The 13,809-nt window shown below is 75.4% G+C and carries 13 protein-coding genes; 12 read left to right on the top strand and 1 reads right to left on the bottom strand.

Features of this window, described 5'->3' with window-relative positions; genetic code table 11:
• The first annotated feature begins 28 nt into the window (after positions 1-28).
• The 12 genes from AC2A1K_RS07530 (at position 29) to aroB (ending at position 12,798) form a co-directional block, all read left to right on the top strand.
• Positions 29-1,537, top strand: a complete 1,509-nt coding sequence (locus AC2A1K_RS07530) for a replication-associated recombination protein A (RefSeq protein ID WP_483895687.1) — start codon at positions 29-31, stop codon at positions 1,535-1,537.
• Between the two features lie 307 nt (positions 1,538-1,844).
• Positions 1,845-2,627, top strand: a complete 783-nt coding sequence (locus tag AC2A1K_RS07525; RefSeq protein ID WP_483895686.1) for a hypothetical protein — start codon at positions 1,845-1,847, stop codon at positions 2,625-2,627.
• 164 nt (positions 2,628-2,791) lie between these two features.
• Positions 2,792-3,193 carry a DUF948 domain-containing protein gene (locus tag AC2A1K_RS07520; RefSeq protein WP_483895685.1) on the top strand — a complete coding sequence of 134 codons (402 nt, stop codon included), beginning with the start codon at positions 2,792-2,794 and terminating at the stop codon, positions 3,191-3,193.
• Positions 3,190-3,495: a hypothetical protein gene (locus tag AC2A1K_RS07515; protein ID WP_483895684.1), complete on the top strand. Its 306-nt coding sequence runs from the start codon at positions 3,190-3,192 to the stop codon at positions 3,493-3,495. The genes AC2A1K_RS07520 and AC2A1K_RS07515 overlap by 4 nt, the downstream gene beginning before the upstream one ends.
• 57 nt (positions 3,496-3,552) lie before the next feature.
• Positions 3,553-6,222 (top strand): alanine--tRNA ligase, encoded by a 2,670-nt coding sequence (gene alaS / locus AC2A1K_RS07510; RefSeq protein WP_483895683.1) that lies wholly within the window; start codon positions 3,553-3,555, stop codon positions 6,220-6,222.
• Positions 6,194-6,673, top strand: coding sequence for a Holliday junction resolvase RuvX (gene ruvX, locus AC2A1K_RS07505; RefSeq protein ID WP_483895682.1), 480 nt, complete (start codon positions 6,194-6,196; stop codon positions 6,671-6,673). Before alaS ends, ruvX begins: the two co-directional genes overlap by 29 nt.
• The gene (locus AC2A1K_RS07500) at positions 6,670-8,118 is read left to right on the top strand and encodes an endolytic transglycosylase MltG (RefSeq protein WP_483895681.1); all 1,449 of its coding nucleotides are present in this window, start codon (positions 6,670-6,672) and stop codon (positions 8,116-8,118) included. The genes ruvX and AC2A1K_RS07500 overlap by 4 nt, the downstream gene beginning before the upstream one ends.
• 9 nt (positions 8,119-8,127) lie before the next feature.
• Positions 8,128-9,039 (top strand): shikimate dehydrogenase, encoded by a 912-nt coding sequence (locus tag AC2A1K_RS07495; RefSeq protein WP_483895680.1) that lies wholly within the window; start codon positions 8,128-8,130, stop codon positions 9,037-9,039.
• 315 nt (positions 9,040-9,354) lie between these two features.
• Positions 9,355-9,972, top strand: a complete 618-nt coding sequence (locus AC2A1K_RS07490) for a prepilin peptidase (protein WP_483895679.1) — start codon at positions 9,355-9,357, stop codon at positions 9,970-9,972.
• A gap of 27 nt (positions 9,973-9,999) precedes the next feature.
• A complete protein-coding gene (gene aroC, locus AC2A1K_RS07485; protein ID WP_483895678.1) occupies positions 10,000-11,196 on the top strand; it encodes a chorismate synthase in 1,197 nt (398 codons plus the stop codon).
• On the top strand, positions 11,193-11,720 hold the full coding sequence (locus tag AC2A1K_RS07480; RefSeq protein ID WP_483895677.1) for a shikimate kinase: 528 nt from the start codon (positions 11,193-11,195) through the stop codon (positions 11,718-11,720). The genes aroC and AC2A1K_RS07480 overlap by 4 nt, the downstream gene beginning before the upstream one ends.
• The gene (gene aroB, locus AC2A1K_RS07475) at positions 11,707-12,798 is read left to right on the top strand and encodes a 3-dehydroquinate synthase (protein WP_483895676.1); all 1,092 of its coding nucleotides are present in this window, start codon (positions 11,707-11,709) and stop codon (positions 12,796-12,798) included. Before AC2A1K_RS07480 ends, aroB begins: the two co-directional genes overlap by 14 nt.
• A gap of 8 nt (positions 12,799-12,806) precedes the next feature.
• On the opposite strand, the gene AC2A1K_RS07470 is transcribed toward aroB, so the two are convergent.
• A complete protein-coding gene (locus AC2A1K_RS07470) occupies positions 12,807-13,778 on the bottom strand; it encodes a hypothetical protein (protein WP_483895675.1) in 972 nt (323 codons plus the stop codon).
• Positions 13,779-13,809 lie beyond the last annotated feature (31 nt).

Raw genomic sequence — 13,809 nt, 5'->3', positions numbered from 1 at the left:
CGTCAGGGGCGTCAGTACCGTGCGGAGCATGAGCGAGGAGGGCCTGTTCGAGGTCGCGGCGCCGGAGCCGGTCCACGAGGGCCCGGACCCCGACCGCCCGGTGACGCGCGGGGTGGTGGAGGACCGGTGGGAGACGCAGCGAACAGGGCAGCACGCCGAGAGGGGAGCTCGACCGGCGGACGCGCCCCCGGCGGCCGAGGGCGTCGCCGCGCCGCTGGCGGTCCGGATGCGCCCGGCGAGCCTCGACGAGGTCGTCGGGCAGCAGCACCTGCTCGCGCCCGGCGCGCCGCTGCGCCGGCTCGTCGAGGGCGCCGCGCCGGCGTCGGTGCTCCTGCACGGCCCGCCCGGCACCGGCAAGACCACGCTCGCGCGGCTGATCTCCCAGGCCACGGGGCGTGCGTTCGAGTCGCTCAGCGCGCTGAACTCCGGGGTCAAGGAGGTGCGCGGGGTCATCGAGGTCGCGCGCCGCCGCCTCGCCGCCGCGGGGTCGGGTGGGCGGCCGACGCAGACCGTGCTGTTCATCGACGAGATCCACCGCTTCTCGCGCACCCAGCAGGACGCCCTGCTCGCCGCCGTCGAGGACCGCGTGGTGCTGCTCGTCGGCGCCACCACCGAGAATCCGAGCTTCTCCGTGGTCGCCCCGCTGCTGTCGCGCAGCCTGGTGCTCGGTCTGCACGCCCTCGACGACGAGGCCGTCGGCACGCTGCTCGACCGTGCCGTCGCCGATCCCCGCGGGCTCGGCGCGGCCGTGACCCTGCACCCCGACGCCCGCGCCCACCTCGTCCGGCTCGCGGCGGGCGACGGGCGGCGCTCGCTGACCGCGCTCGAGGCCGCCGCCGACGCGGTCGGGGGGACCGGCGGGAGACGCAGCGAAACCGAGCCCGGCGATCCGGTGGAGATCACGCTCGCCGACGTCGAGCGGGTCGTCGACGAGGTCGCCGTGCGCTACGACCGCGCCGGCGACCAGCACTACGACGTCATCTCGGCGTTCATCAAGTCCATCCGTGGCTCGGACCCCGACGCCGCGCTGCACTACCTCGCCCGCATGATCGTCGCGGGCGAGGACCCGCGGTTCATCGCGCGCCGGCTGGTCGTGCACGCCAGCGAGGACATCGGCCTGGCCGACCCGACCGCGCTGCCCGCCGCCGTGGCCGCGGCCCAGGCGGTGCAGCTCATCGGCCTGCCCGAGGCCCGGATCAACCTGGCGCAGGTGACGATCCACCTCGCGACGGCGCCGAAGTCCAACGCCGTGATCACGGCGATCGACGAGGCGATGGGCGACGTGCGCACCGGTGCCGCCGGACCTGTCCCGCCCCACCTGCGCGACGGCCACTACGCGGGCGCCCAGGCCATGGGCAACGCCGTCGGCTACGTCTATCCGCACGACGAGCGCGCCGGGGTCGTCACCCAGCAGTACCCGCCCGACGAGCTGGTCGGCCGCGACTACTACCGCCCCGGCGGGCGCGGCGACGAGCGTGAGCGCTCCGAGCGGCTGGCCCGGCTCCGCGAGGTCGTGCGGGGACCCGGCTCGACGTAGCGGTCTCGACGTAGCGGTGGGGAGCTGACGCGTGAGGTGCCGCGGGCACGCCCCCCGGCTGCCCGCGGCACCTCGAGCGCGGGGCCACCGCCCCCCGACGATCGCGGTGGCCTCGCACGCATCTTCGCGGGCGATCACCGCAGGGTTTCCGGGGACGCGTCCTGCGGCGTCCGGGCGCCGTCCGGGCGTCGTCCCGGACAGCGGCCGGACGGCGGCTGGGCATCGGGCCCGTCGTGCCGGATGATCACGCGTGGGGTCCGGGGGGACCGCAGGGGTACCTGAGGGGGACGTCATCGACGGCGAGGGTGTGGGACCACAGACGGGACAGCCCGGGGGACGGGACTCCCCGGAACGCTTCTGCGGGGACTTCCGCGACGCGCTGCGCGCCCGGGACGTGTCGTTCCGGCGGGCGGAGGAGCTCTCCGGGTGGGGCAAGTCGACGATCGCCGCAGCGACGCGTGGGCCGGGGCTGCCGAACGCGGACCTCGTCACCGACGTGCTCGGCGCCGTCGGTGTCACGTCGGACGAGGTGGCGGCCTGGCGGTCGCGTCATGATCGGCTGCGCGAGCCCGACGCGCCCCTGCGGACGCCCGGGCCACCGGCGCCCCCCGCCCCACCTCGCCGCCCCACCCGCCGCCGGAGCGAGATCGCGGTGTTCACCGTGCTCGTCGCGCTCGTGGCGGGCCTCGCGACCGCGCTCGTCCTGGTGCTCGCCGCCGCGCCGGACCCGCCGGTGTACCGCACCGTCGTCGTCCAGAACCGCGTCGCGATCGGCGACGGGGCGCTCGTCGAGGACCGGACTCCCTCGTACCTGTCGTCCCGGCCCGTGGCGCGGTGCGCGAACCTGCCCGGCTGCAAGATCCCCGGTACCGACGTGGGCAGCGGCTCCACCGTCGTCGCGGTCTGCCAGCTCACCGGCGAGGTGATCACCAACGCCGACGTCACCTCGACGAACATCGGGCAGAACCCGAACGCCGCGGTGTCCGAGCTCTGGCTGGGCGTGCGGGCCCCCGACGGACGGGTCGGCTACATCTCCGAGGTCTACCTCGCGCCGGCGTACCGGGGCGGCCTGGGGTTGCCGCCCTGTTGATCGAGTGCTGATCATCGGAGGCCCGGCGGGGCCGGAAATCGCCCGGACGGCGCAGGGTAACCTGCCGCCACCTGCGCCAGGTGTCGTCCGCGTCCCGCCCCCGGGTGGTGTCGTCGGGCGTCGGTCCGGGGACCTGTACCGCACCCAGCACCCGAGGAGGACCCGTGTCGGTCGGCCAGATCGCGGCGATCGTCGCTGCGGTGGCATTCGTGATCCTGGTGGTGCTGCTCGCCATCCCGTTGATCAAGCTCGGCCGGACGCTGGACGAGGCGACGATCGCGATCCGCAAGGCGCACGAGGGCACCGAACCGCTGCTCTCGGACGCCGGGGTCACGCTGACCACGGTGAACACCCAGCTCGAGCGGGTCGACGGCGTCACCGCCAGCGCCCAGGCCGTCGCGGCCAACACCAAGGCGCTGAGCACGCTGTTCACGGCGACGCTCGGCGGGCCGCTGGTGAAGGTCGCCGCCCTGTCCTACGGGCTGCGCAAGGCCCAGCAGGCGCGCAAGCTCAAGAACGCGCCGCCGGCCAAGGGCCGCAAATCGAAGCGGAGTGTGCGCGCATGAGGCGTCTGTTCTGGGTCGGCGTGGGCGTGGCGGTGGGCGTCACGGCCACCCGCAAGGTCAACGAGATGACGCAGAAGGCCACGCCGGCCGGTGTGGGCGCGAGCCTGGGGGAGGGCCTGCGCGAGCTCGGCGCGGGTCTCGGGGCGTTCGGCGCGGAGGTGCGCGCCGGAATGAACGAGCGCTCCGAGGAGCTGTACACGATGGTGGAGGACACGACCGAGATTCCCGTGCGGCCCGGCGTCACGCCGTCGTCGGCCCGCCACGCGCGAGCGCCCCGGCGGGGAGACTCACACGCCCGCTGAGTAGCACGTCCCCGCGCCCTCGCGCCCTCACCCGCATCTTTCCCCGAGCAGGACACCGTGCAGACCCACGAGATCCGCCGCCGTTTCCTCGCCCACTTCGAGAACGCCGGCCACGCCCCCGTCCCCAGCGCCTCGCTGATCCTCGACGACCCGACGCTGCTGTTCGTCAACGCCGGGATGGTGCAGTTCAAGCCGTACTTCCTCGGTGACGCGCCGGCCCCCTGGACGACGGCCACGTCGATCCAGAAGTGCGTGCGCACCGGCGACATCGAGAACGTCGGCCACACCACCCGCCACAACACGTTCTTCCAGATGGCGGGCAACTTCTCCTTCGGCGACTACTTCAAGGAAGGCGCGATCCGCCACGCCTGGTCGCTGGTCACCGGGAGCCTCGACGACGGGGGCTTCGGCTTCGACCCCGAGCGGATCTGGGTCACGGTCTTCGAGAACGACGACGAGGCCGAGCGCCTGTGGCAGGAGGTCGCCGGCCTGCCACCCGAGCGCATCCAGCGCCGCGACGGCCGGGACAACTACTGGGACATGGGCATCCCCGGTCCCGGCGGCCCGTGCTCGGAGATCTACTACGACCGCGGCCCGGAGTACGGGGTCGAGGGCGGCCCGGTCGCCGACGAGGACCGGTACCTCGAGATCTGGAACCTCGTCTTCATGCAGGACGTCCGCGGCGAGGCCAGCCCCAAGTACGGGGCCGAGCCGATCGGCGAGCTCCCGCAGAAGAACATCGACACCGGGCTCGGCGTCGAGCGTGTGGCCTTCCTGCTCCAGGGCGTCGACAACGTCTACGAGACCGACCTGCTGCGCCCGGTGATCGACCGGGCCCAGGAGCTCACCGGCCGGCGCTACGGCGACGACGAGGCCGACGACGTCCGCTTCCGCGTCATCGCCGACCACGTCCGTACCGCCGCGATGATCATCAGCGACGGCGCCACCCCGGGGAACGAGGGCCGGGGCTACGTGCTGCGCCGCCTCATGCGCCGGGTGATCCGGAACGCCCGGATCCTCGGCTGCACCGAGCCGGTCCTCGTCGATCTCGTGGGCGTCGTCCGCGACTCGATGGGCCCGTCCTACCCCGAGCTCTACACCTCCTACGAGCGCATCGCCGCCGCCTGCCGCACCGAGGAGGAGAGCTTCCTCGCCACGCTGGCCACGGGCTCGAAGATCTTCGAGGGCGCCGTGGCCGAGACGCGTGCCGCGGGTGGCAGCACCATCCCGGGCGCCAGTGCCTTCGCCCTGCACGACACCTACGGCTTCCCCCTCGACCTCACCCTGGAGATGGCGGCCGAGCAGGGCCTGGAGGTCGACGAGGGCGCCTTCCGCACGCTCATGGACGAGCAGCGGGCCCGCGCCAAGGCCGACGCCGCCGCTCGCAAGACCGGCGGGGGCGACACCCACGCCTACCGCGACATCCTCGAGCGCTCGGGGCTCACGGAGTTCCTGGGCTACGAGCTGCTCCAGACCGACGCCACGATCGTCGGCCTGATCGTGGGCGGCGAGCCGGTGCTCGCCGCGGGCGAGGGCGCCGAGGTCGAGGTCATCCTCGACCGCACCCCGTTCTACGCCGAGGGCGGCGGCCAGCAGGCCGACACCGGGCGGATCGTCGGCGACGGCTTCGTCATCGCCGTCGAGGACACCCAGACCCCGGTGCCCGGCCTCGAGGTCCACCGCGGCCGCGTCGTGACCGGCGAGGCCCTGCGGGACGCCACCGTGCACCCCGAGGTCGACATCGAGCGCCGGCACGCCATCTCGCGCTCGCACACGGCCACCCACCTCGTGCACGCCGGGATGCGCCGCGCCCTCGGGGACGCCGCCGCGCAGGCCGGGTCGCTCAACGCCCCGGGCCGGCTGCGGTTCGACTTCACCTCGCCGGGCGGGGCCGTGCCGGCCTCGGTGCTCACCGACGTCGAGGACGAGGTCAACTCGGTGCTCCTCGGCGACGACGAGGTGCGCCCCTACGTGACCTCGATGGACGAGGCCCGCAAGCTCGGCGCCATCGCGCTGTTCGGCGAGCGCTACGGCGACGAGGTGCGCATCGTCGACATCGGCGACTACTCCCGCGAGCTCTGCGGTGGCACGCACGTCGGGCGCACGGGGCAGCTCGGGCTGGTCAAGCTGCTCGGCGAGGGCTCGATCGGCTCCGGGGTGCGGCGTGTGGAGGCCCTCGTCGGCATCGACGCCTTCCGGTTCCTGGCCCGCGAGCACGTGCTGGTCAACCAGCTCGCCGAGCAGTTCCGGGCCCAGCCCGACGAGCTGCCCGAGCGCATCGCCGGCGTCGTCGACCGGCTGCGCGCCGCCGAGAAGGAGCTCGAGGCCGTCCGGGCCCGCGAGGTCCTCTCCTCGGCCGGCGCGCTCGCCGACGGCGCCGAGGACGTCGGCGGGGTCGCGCTCGTCGCCGCCCGCACGCCCGAGGGCGTCGGCGGGGGAGACCTGCGCTCGCTGGCCCTCGACGTCCGGGGTCGGTTTCAGGTCCGCCCCGCCGTCGTCGCCCTCTTCGCCCCCGACGGCGACAAGGTCTCCTTCGTCGTCGCCACCACCGAGGGCGCCCGCGAGCGGGGCCTCGGGGCCGGCGACCTGGTCAAGGCGTTCGCCCCCGCGGTGGGCGGGCGTGGCGGCGGCAAGCCCGACCTCGCCCAGGGCGGCGGCAGCGGTGTCGCCGGCATCGACGACGCCGTCGCCGCCCTCCGTGCGGAGGTGGACCTCGCTGGCCGGTGACCTCGCCGCCGACCCCGGCCGGCGCCTCGGCGTCGACGTCGGCAGCGTGCGGGTGGGCGTGGCGCTCTCGGATCCGGCGGGGGTGCTCGCCACGCCGCTCGCTACCCTCGATCACGATGAGGCCGGTACCGACCTGGACCGGCTCGTGGCGCTCGTCGACGAGCACGAGGTGGTCGAGGTGGTCGTGGGACTTCCCCGGACGCTCGCCGGTCGCGACGGCCCGGCCGCGCAGACCGCGCGCGGCTACGCCGAGGCGCTCACGGAGCGGCTGACGGTCCCGGTCGTGCTCTCCGACGAGCGGCTCACCACGGTGACGGCCACCCGGACGCTGTCCGACCGGGGCGTCAAGGGCCGCAAGCAGCGCCGGGTGATCGACCAGGCCGCGGCCGTGGAGATCCTGCAGGGCTACCTCGACGGGCGCCGGGCCGTGCGCCGCGCGGAGGACTCGTGACCGGACGTCACCCCGGGCCCGGCCGGCCCGACGGACGCACGCACGGGTCGCACGGCTCGCACGGTGAGCGGCGGGTCATCCGGATGTCGGCGACGACGGGACGCGCGCGCACGGCGGTGTCGCGCGATCGTTACGTCGCGCACCCGGACGCCGAGACCGACCGGCATCACGCGGCGGCGTGGCGGGTGCCGCCGGCGGCCTCGTCCCAGCCTCCTGACGTCTCGAAGGACGCGCCGGACGCGGACGCCGGGTGGCTGCTCGGCGACGACGAGACGGACCGCGCCGGCGAGCCCGTCACCGAGGCGCTGCGCCAGGGCCGGCGCCGGCGTCGCCGTTGGCTGTGGCCCGGGGTCGCCGCGGTGCTCGTGCTCGCGCTGATCGGCGGCGTGTTCTTCACCCGCGACCTGTGGCCGATCCTGTTCCCTCCCGACTACGACGGGCCCGGCGACGGCCGGGTCGTCGTCGAGGTCTCCGACGGCTCGTCCACCCGCGCGATCGGCGAGGAGCTCGCCCGTGCCGACGTGGTCGCCTCGGCGCGGGCCTTCGCCGACGCCGCCGAGGAGGACCCGAACGGGCGGGCCATCCAGCCCGGCTTCTACGAGCTGGCGCGCCGGATGTCCTCGGCGGGCGCGGTCACCGCGCTGCTCGACCCGGCCAGCCGCGTCGGGCGCCTGGAGATCCGCAGCGGGGTCCAGCTCGACGACACCGTCGGCGCCGGCACCGCGACCGTCCCGGGCGTGCTGTCCCAGATCTCCCGGGCCACCTGCACGCTCGACGAGTCCGGCGCCGAGCGCTGCGCCACCGTCGAGGAGCTCCGCCAGGTGATGGCGGACGTCGACCCGGCGCAGCTCGGGGTCCCGACCTGGGCGCAGGACGGCGCCCGGCGCGCCGAGCCGAACCGCCGCCTCGAGGGCCTGCTCGCCCCCGGCACCTACGACCTCGCGCCCGGTACGAGCGCGCGCGACGCCCTCGAGACCGTCGTGCGGGCGTCCGCGCCGCGGCTGGAGGCGGGTGGCCTCGTCCGCGGCGCCGAGACCGCCGGCATGGCGCCCTACGACGCGCTGATCGTCGGCTCGCTCGCCGAGCGCGAGGGCGTCGCGGCGGACTTCGCCAAGGTCACCCGGGTGATCGTCAACCGCCTGGCGATCCCGATGCGTCTGCAGTTCGACTCGACGGTGAACTACCCGCTCGACCGGCAGACGCTGCTGACCAGCCCGTACGACCGCGCCCGCCCCGGCCCGTACAACTCCTACCTCAACCTCGGGCTGCCCCCGACCCCGATCGGCGCGGTGAGCCCGGACGCGCTGCGGGCGGCGCTGGAGCCGGAGCCGGGACCGTGGGTGTACTTCGTGAAGTGCCAGACCGACGGCATCTCGTGCTTCGCGGTGACGCCTGCCGAGCACGACGCCAACCGGCGGCTCGCACAGGAGCGCGGGGTCTACTGAGCGGTGGCGATGGGTCGAGTTCCCGGATCGGCGTGCTCCGTCGACCGCTCCGTCTCCCGACGCGCCGCCGTCCTGGGCTCGCCGGTCTCGCACTCCCGCTCGCCGGTGCTGCACCGCGCCGCCTACGCCGCGCTCGGGCTCGACGACTGGACCTACGAGACCGTGGAGTGCACCGCCGAGCAGCTGCCCGGGTGGGTCGCGGCACGGGACGCCTCGTGGGCCGGGCTGTCGGTGACGATGCCGGGCAAGCGGGCGGCGCTGGAGACGGCGTCCTCGGTCTCGTGGCGCGCGCGGCGCGTGGGGGCGGCCAACACGCTCGTGCCGCGCGAGGGCGGGTGGGCCGCGGACTGCACCGACGTCGACGGCATCGCCGGGGCCCTGCGCGCGGCCGGGGTGCGCGACTTCCCGCCGACCGTGTTCGCCGCCGACGCCGTGGTGCTGGGCAGCGGGGCGACGGCGTGCGCGGCGCTGGGCGGGATCCACGAGATCGGCTGCGAGGGGGTCACTCTCGTGGTGCGGGACCGGGAGCGGGCCGCCGGGACGCTCGACGTGGCGCGGGACTTCGGGTTCGCGCGGCGGGCGCTGACGTGGGCGGACCTCGCGCTCTCGGACCTGGCGACCACGAAAGCGCTCGTGAACACGACCCCGGCGGGCTCCATCGACGCGGCGCTGGCCACCCGGCTCGTCGCGTCCCTGCCCGACCGGGCGGTCGTGCTGGACGCGGTGTACCACCCGTGGCCGACCCCCCTGGCCGCCGCGGCCGCATCCCGCGGGCTCGCGGTGGCGACGGGCCTCGACATGCTCCTGCACCAGGCCTTCGGCCAGGTCGAACAGTTCACGGGGTTGGCGGCGCCTCGCGAGGCGATGCACCGTGCGCTGGCGGCGACCACCGACACCCCCCTCCTGCCCCTGCCCTCCTGAGGCCTTGGCGTGGTGCCGGGTTGCCAGCGATGCGGCATCGCTGGCGTGTGACGCCAGGATCGCCACAGCCTCGCTCGCGCGACACGCCGGGCGACTGACGCACCGGGTTGTGTCGCCGTGGCGGCCCCAGCGGCGTTCAACGTCGGGAGATCCGCCCGGCTCGCGGGAATCCGCTCGGCTCGCGGGAATCCGCCCGGCTCGCGGGACGACGGAGGCCGGCGCTGCGTCGGGTGCCATCCCCATCGACCGAATGCGTCCACAGGCTCCGAGGCCGGTGCGTGACGAATCGGACCTGGTCAGAGCACGCTCGCCGACGTGGTCAGGGACGTGGTGCTCGCCGGCGCGGCGGGTGGGGCAGCGGGAGCCCTCGGTGGGCTCGCGATCCGGGCGTGGCTCGCGCGCCTGCGACGCGGGGCGCTGGTCCCGGCGCTCGCGTGCGCCGGGGTGCTCGCGGTGCTCTGGGCCGTGGCGTGCGCCCTCGTCGCCACGGACGTGGTGCCGACGGCCTGGTTGCCCGCACAGCTGGTGCTGGGCGCGCTCGTGGTGGCCGGCAGCGCGGTCGACCTCGCCGCCGATCGCCTGCCCGACGCGCTCACCGGGGCCGCAGCGGTGACCACGCTCGCCGCGCTCATCCCGCTCGACCCGCTCACGCTCGGCGCGGCGATGCTCGGCGGCGTGGCCACCGGCGCGGTCTTCGCCGCGGTGCACCTCGCCGTGCCCACCGCTCTCGGGGCCGGCGACGTGAAGCTCGCCCCGTCGCTGGGTGCGCCCCTGGCCGCCGTGTCCTGGACGGCGCCGGTGCTCGCGGTCGTCCTGGCGGCGACGGGCGTCCTCGTGCTGGCGTCGATCCAGCGCTCGCGCCGCGTCCCGTTCGGGCCTGCACTGCTGGTGGCGGCGTGGCTCGTCCTCACGGCGTCCCTGACGGGCGGGTGAGGGGAGGTGACGTGGAACGATGGACGCGTGTTGCGGTGGCTGACGGCGGGAGAGTCGCACGGAGCGGCGCTCACGGCCGTGCTCGAGGGCATGGTCGCGGGCGTCTCGGTGAGCTCCAAGGAGGTGTCGGCCGAGCTGGCGCGGCGGCGCCTCGGGTACGGGCGCGGCGCACGGATGAGCTTCGAGGCCGACGAGATCGAGCTCTCGGGCGGGCTCCGGCACGGCGTGACGCTCGGCAGCCCGGTCGCCATCCGGATCGCGAACTCCGAGTGGCCGAAGTGGGAGACGGTCATGTCGGCCGACCCCGTCGACCCCGCCCTGATCGAGGGCCGCGCGCGCAACGCGCCGCTCACCCGCCCCCGTCCCGGCCACGCCGACCTCGCGGGCATGACGAAGTACGACTTCGACGAGGCTCGCCCCGTGCTCGAGCGGGCGAGCGCGCGCGAGACGGCCGCCAAGGTCGCGCTCGGTGCCGTGGCGAAGGCGTTCCTCGCGCAGGCGCTCGGGGTCGAGGTGCTCTCGCACGTGGTCGGTCTCGGGACCGCCGACGCCACCCCCGGCGCCATCCCGATGCCCGGTGACGGCGAGCGCATCGACGCGAGCCCGGTGCGCGCGGTCGACGAGGCCTCGACGCGGGCGATGGTGGCCGAGGTCGACGCCGCCAAGGAGGACGGCGACACCCTCGGCGGGGTCGTCGAGGTCGTCGCCCACGGCCTGCCGGTGGGGCTCGGCTCCTACGTGCAGGCCGACCGCCGGCTCGACGCGCGCCTGGCCGGGGCGCTCATGGGGATCCAGGCCATGAAGGGCGTCGAGATCGGCGACGGGTTCAGGACGGCCCGGCGCCGCGGCTCCGCCGCCCACGACGAGATGCATGTCGCCGAGCCCGGTGTCAGCCGCGCCTCCAACCGCGCCGGCGGCATCGAGGGCGGCATGACCAACGGCGAGCCGCTGCGCGCTCGCGTGGCCATGAAGCCGATCTCCACGGTGCCCCGTGCCCTCGCGACCGTCGACACCGCCACCGGCGAGGCCGCCGTCGCCCACCACCAGCGCTCCGACGTCTGCGCCGTGCCCGCGGCCGGGGTCGTCGCCGAGGCCCTGGTCGCGCTCGTGCTCGCCGACGCGGCGCTCGAGAAGTTCGGCGGTGACTCGCTGCGCGAGACCGCCCGCAACCTCGAGGCCTACCGGGGCGCGATCGACCCGCACCTGCTGCGGAGCGAGTCGTGAGCCCCGTCGCGGTGCTCATCGGCCCGCCCGGCGCGGGCAAGTCGACGGTCGGGCAGCTGCTCGCGGAGCGCCTCGGGGTGCCGTTCACCGACAGCGACACGATCGTCGAGGCGCAGCAGGGCCGGGCGATCAGCGACATCTTCCTGTCCGACGGCGAGGCGGCGTTCCGCGTCATGGAGCGCGAGGCGGTCGCGGGCGCCCTCGCCGAGCATCGCGGCGTTCTCGCCCTCGGTGGCGGTGCCCCGATGACCGAGGGCGTGCGCGCGGATCTCGAGGGCCACCCGGTGGTCTTCCTCGCGGTCGGGCTCGCCGCCGGCGTCCGGCGGGTCGGCCTGTCGACCGCGCGCCCGCTGCTCGCCGGCGTGAACCCGCGCGCGACGTTCTCGGCGCTGCTCCAGGAGCGGCTGCCGGTCTACCGTGCCGTCGCCCGCCACGAGATCGGCACCGACGACCTGGACCCCGAGGCCGTCGTCGACGCGGTGCTCGCCGCGCTCTCCCCGGAGACCGACCGTGCCGGCCGGTAGCTCCCTCACCGAGCGGCGGCTGCACGTCGCGAGCGGTGCGCCCTACGACGTCGTCGTCGGCCGTGGGGTCACCGGAGCGGTGGCGGAGACCCTCGCCGATACCGCCACGGTCGTCGTCGGCCACCAGCCCGCCGTCGCCGGCGTCGCGGCGGCCGTCCGCGACGAGCTCGACGCCGCGGGCACCCGCACCCACCTGCTCGTGCTGCCCGAGGGCGAGGACGGCAAGGACCTCGCCACCGCCGGCGCCTGCTGGGAGGAGCTCGGGCGGCTCGGAGTGACCCGCTCCGACGCGCTCGTGGCGGTCGGCGGGGGAGCGGCCACCGACCTCGTCGGCTTCGTCGCCGCCGGCTGGATGCGCGGTGTCCGGGTCGTGCACGTGCCGACCACGCTGCTCGCCATGGTCGACGCCGCGGTCGGCGGCAAGACCGGGATCAACACCGGCGCCGGCAAGAACCTCGTCGGCGCGTTCCACGAGCCCGCCGCGGTCGTCGCCGATCTCGACACCCTCGCCACCGTGAGCCGTCCCGAGCTCGCCGCCGGGATGGCCGAGGTGATCAAGACCGGGTTCATCGCGGACCCGGCGATCCTCGAGCTCGTCGAGGCCGACCCCGACGGTGCCCTCGATCCGGCCGGCGACGCGCTGGGCGAGCTGGTCGTGCGGTCGGTGCGGGTCAAGGCCGACGTGGTCGCCGCGGATCTCCGTGAGTCGCACCTCCGCGAGATCCTCAACTACGGCCACACGCTCGGCCACGCCGTCGAGCGCCGCGAGAACTACCGGTGGCGCCACGGCGAGGCGGTGTCGGTGGGCCTGGTGTTCGCCGCCGAGCTCGCCCGTCGCGCCGGGCGTCTGGACGACGCGACCGCCGACCGGCACGCGACGACGCTGCGTGCGGTCGGTCTCCCGACGACCTATCCCGCCGAGGCGTTCGACGACCTCGTCGCCACGATGCGAGTGGACAAGAAGTCCCGCGGGGCGCTGCTGCGCTTCGTCGTGCTCGACGGCCTCGCGAACCCCGGCCGCCTCGAGGGCCCCGACCCGGCCGACCTCGCCGCCGCCTACGCGGCGCTCGCGAGCTGAGGGCGCGCTCAGCCCTTCGGGCGTCGCAGCCCGAACGTGCGGCGCGGACCCCGCTCCGGCTCCTCGGGAGCAGACGCAGGCGGCGAGGCGGGCGGCTCGGCGTCCACGCCGGGCTGCGGGCTCGCCGCGTCCAGGGGGCCGCCGGGGCGGGGGAACGCCGGCAGGACCGCGACGACCGGCGGCTCGAGGGAGTCCGGCTCGTCGCCCGACGGATCTTCCGTGGCACCGCCGAAGGGCGACGCCACCGGTTCCGGAGGAGCCGCCGGCCGCACCGTGGACGCCCGGCGCTGACCCGCGAGCCGGGGCGCTTCGGGCATCCGGTCGCGCTCGCTGACCTCGGGGCCTGCCGCCGGCACCGGCTCCCGCTCCGCCGACCGGCGCCGCGGCGTGCGCACCCCGGCCACCGCCGGGTCCGCGGCCGGCCCGACGCGCGCCGGTACCACGCCGACGCGGGCGGCGGCGCGCGCCGCGGAGGGGGCACGCTCGTCGGCCACCTGGCGCTCGAGCTCCTCGTCGTCGGCGTCGAGCATCGGGTCGTCGGCGCCCTCGCCGTGGCGGCGCATCGACAGCCAGCCGAGGCGGGTGCCGACGAACACCGACGCGAGGATGAGCAGCGCGGTGAACGAGGCGCGCCCGACGAGCGCCGCCTGGAGGTCGGCGACCCCGGTCCCGTCGACGAACAGGGCCAGCAGGATCCAGCTCAGCAGGCCGGCGGCGGGTGCGGTGACCAGGGCCGTGATGAACCAGGTCCACTCGGGTGGGCGCCGGTCGAGCACGATCTCCGCGCCCACCCAGCCTATCGTCACGGCCACCACGACCAGCAGGAGCACGATGCTCCACAGCCGCAGCAGGTCGGGCGACCACGACCGCAGCGCCACGAACAGCGTCTCGGCCACGCCGTAGACCACGGTCAGCACGAGGGCACGGAGGACCCAGGGACGCGGAGCGAAGCGGAGCCGGACCGGGGAGTCAGGACGCACCCCGACACCGTACGACCTGCCGTCTCCTAGG

The sequence above is a fragment of the Actinomycetospora sp. 2LY8.5 genome, from assembly GCF_057180585.1.
The sequence above is the reverse complement of the archived record's forward strand: the minus strand, read 5'-3'. Positions and strand labels throughout refer to the sequence as shown.

Coding starts and splice junctions, on each gene's coding strand:
- AC2A1K_RS07495 (WP_483895680.1), top strand. CDS start 8,128: ATGGGTCGAGTTCCCGGATCGGCGTGCTCCGTCGACCGCTCCGTCTCC.
- AC2A1K_RS07530 (WP_483895687.1), top strand. CDS start 29: ATGAGCGAGGAGGGCCTGTTCGAGGTCGCGGCGCCGGAGCCGGTCCAC.
- AC2A1K_RS07515 (WP_483895684.1), top strand. CDS start 3,190: ATGAGGCGTCTGTTCTGGGTCGGCGTGGGCGTGGCGGTGGGCGTCACG.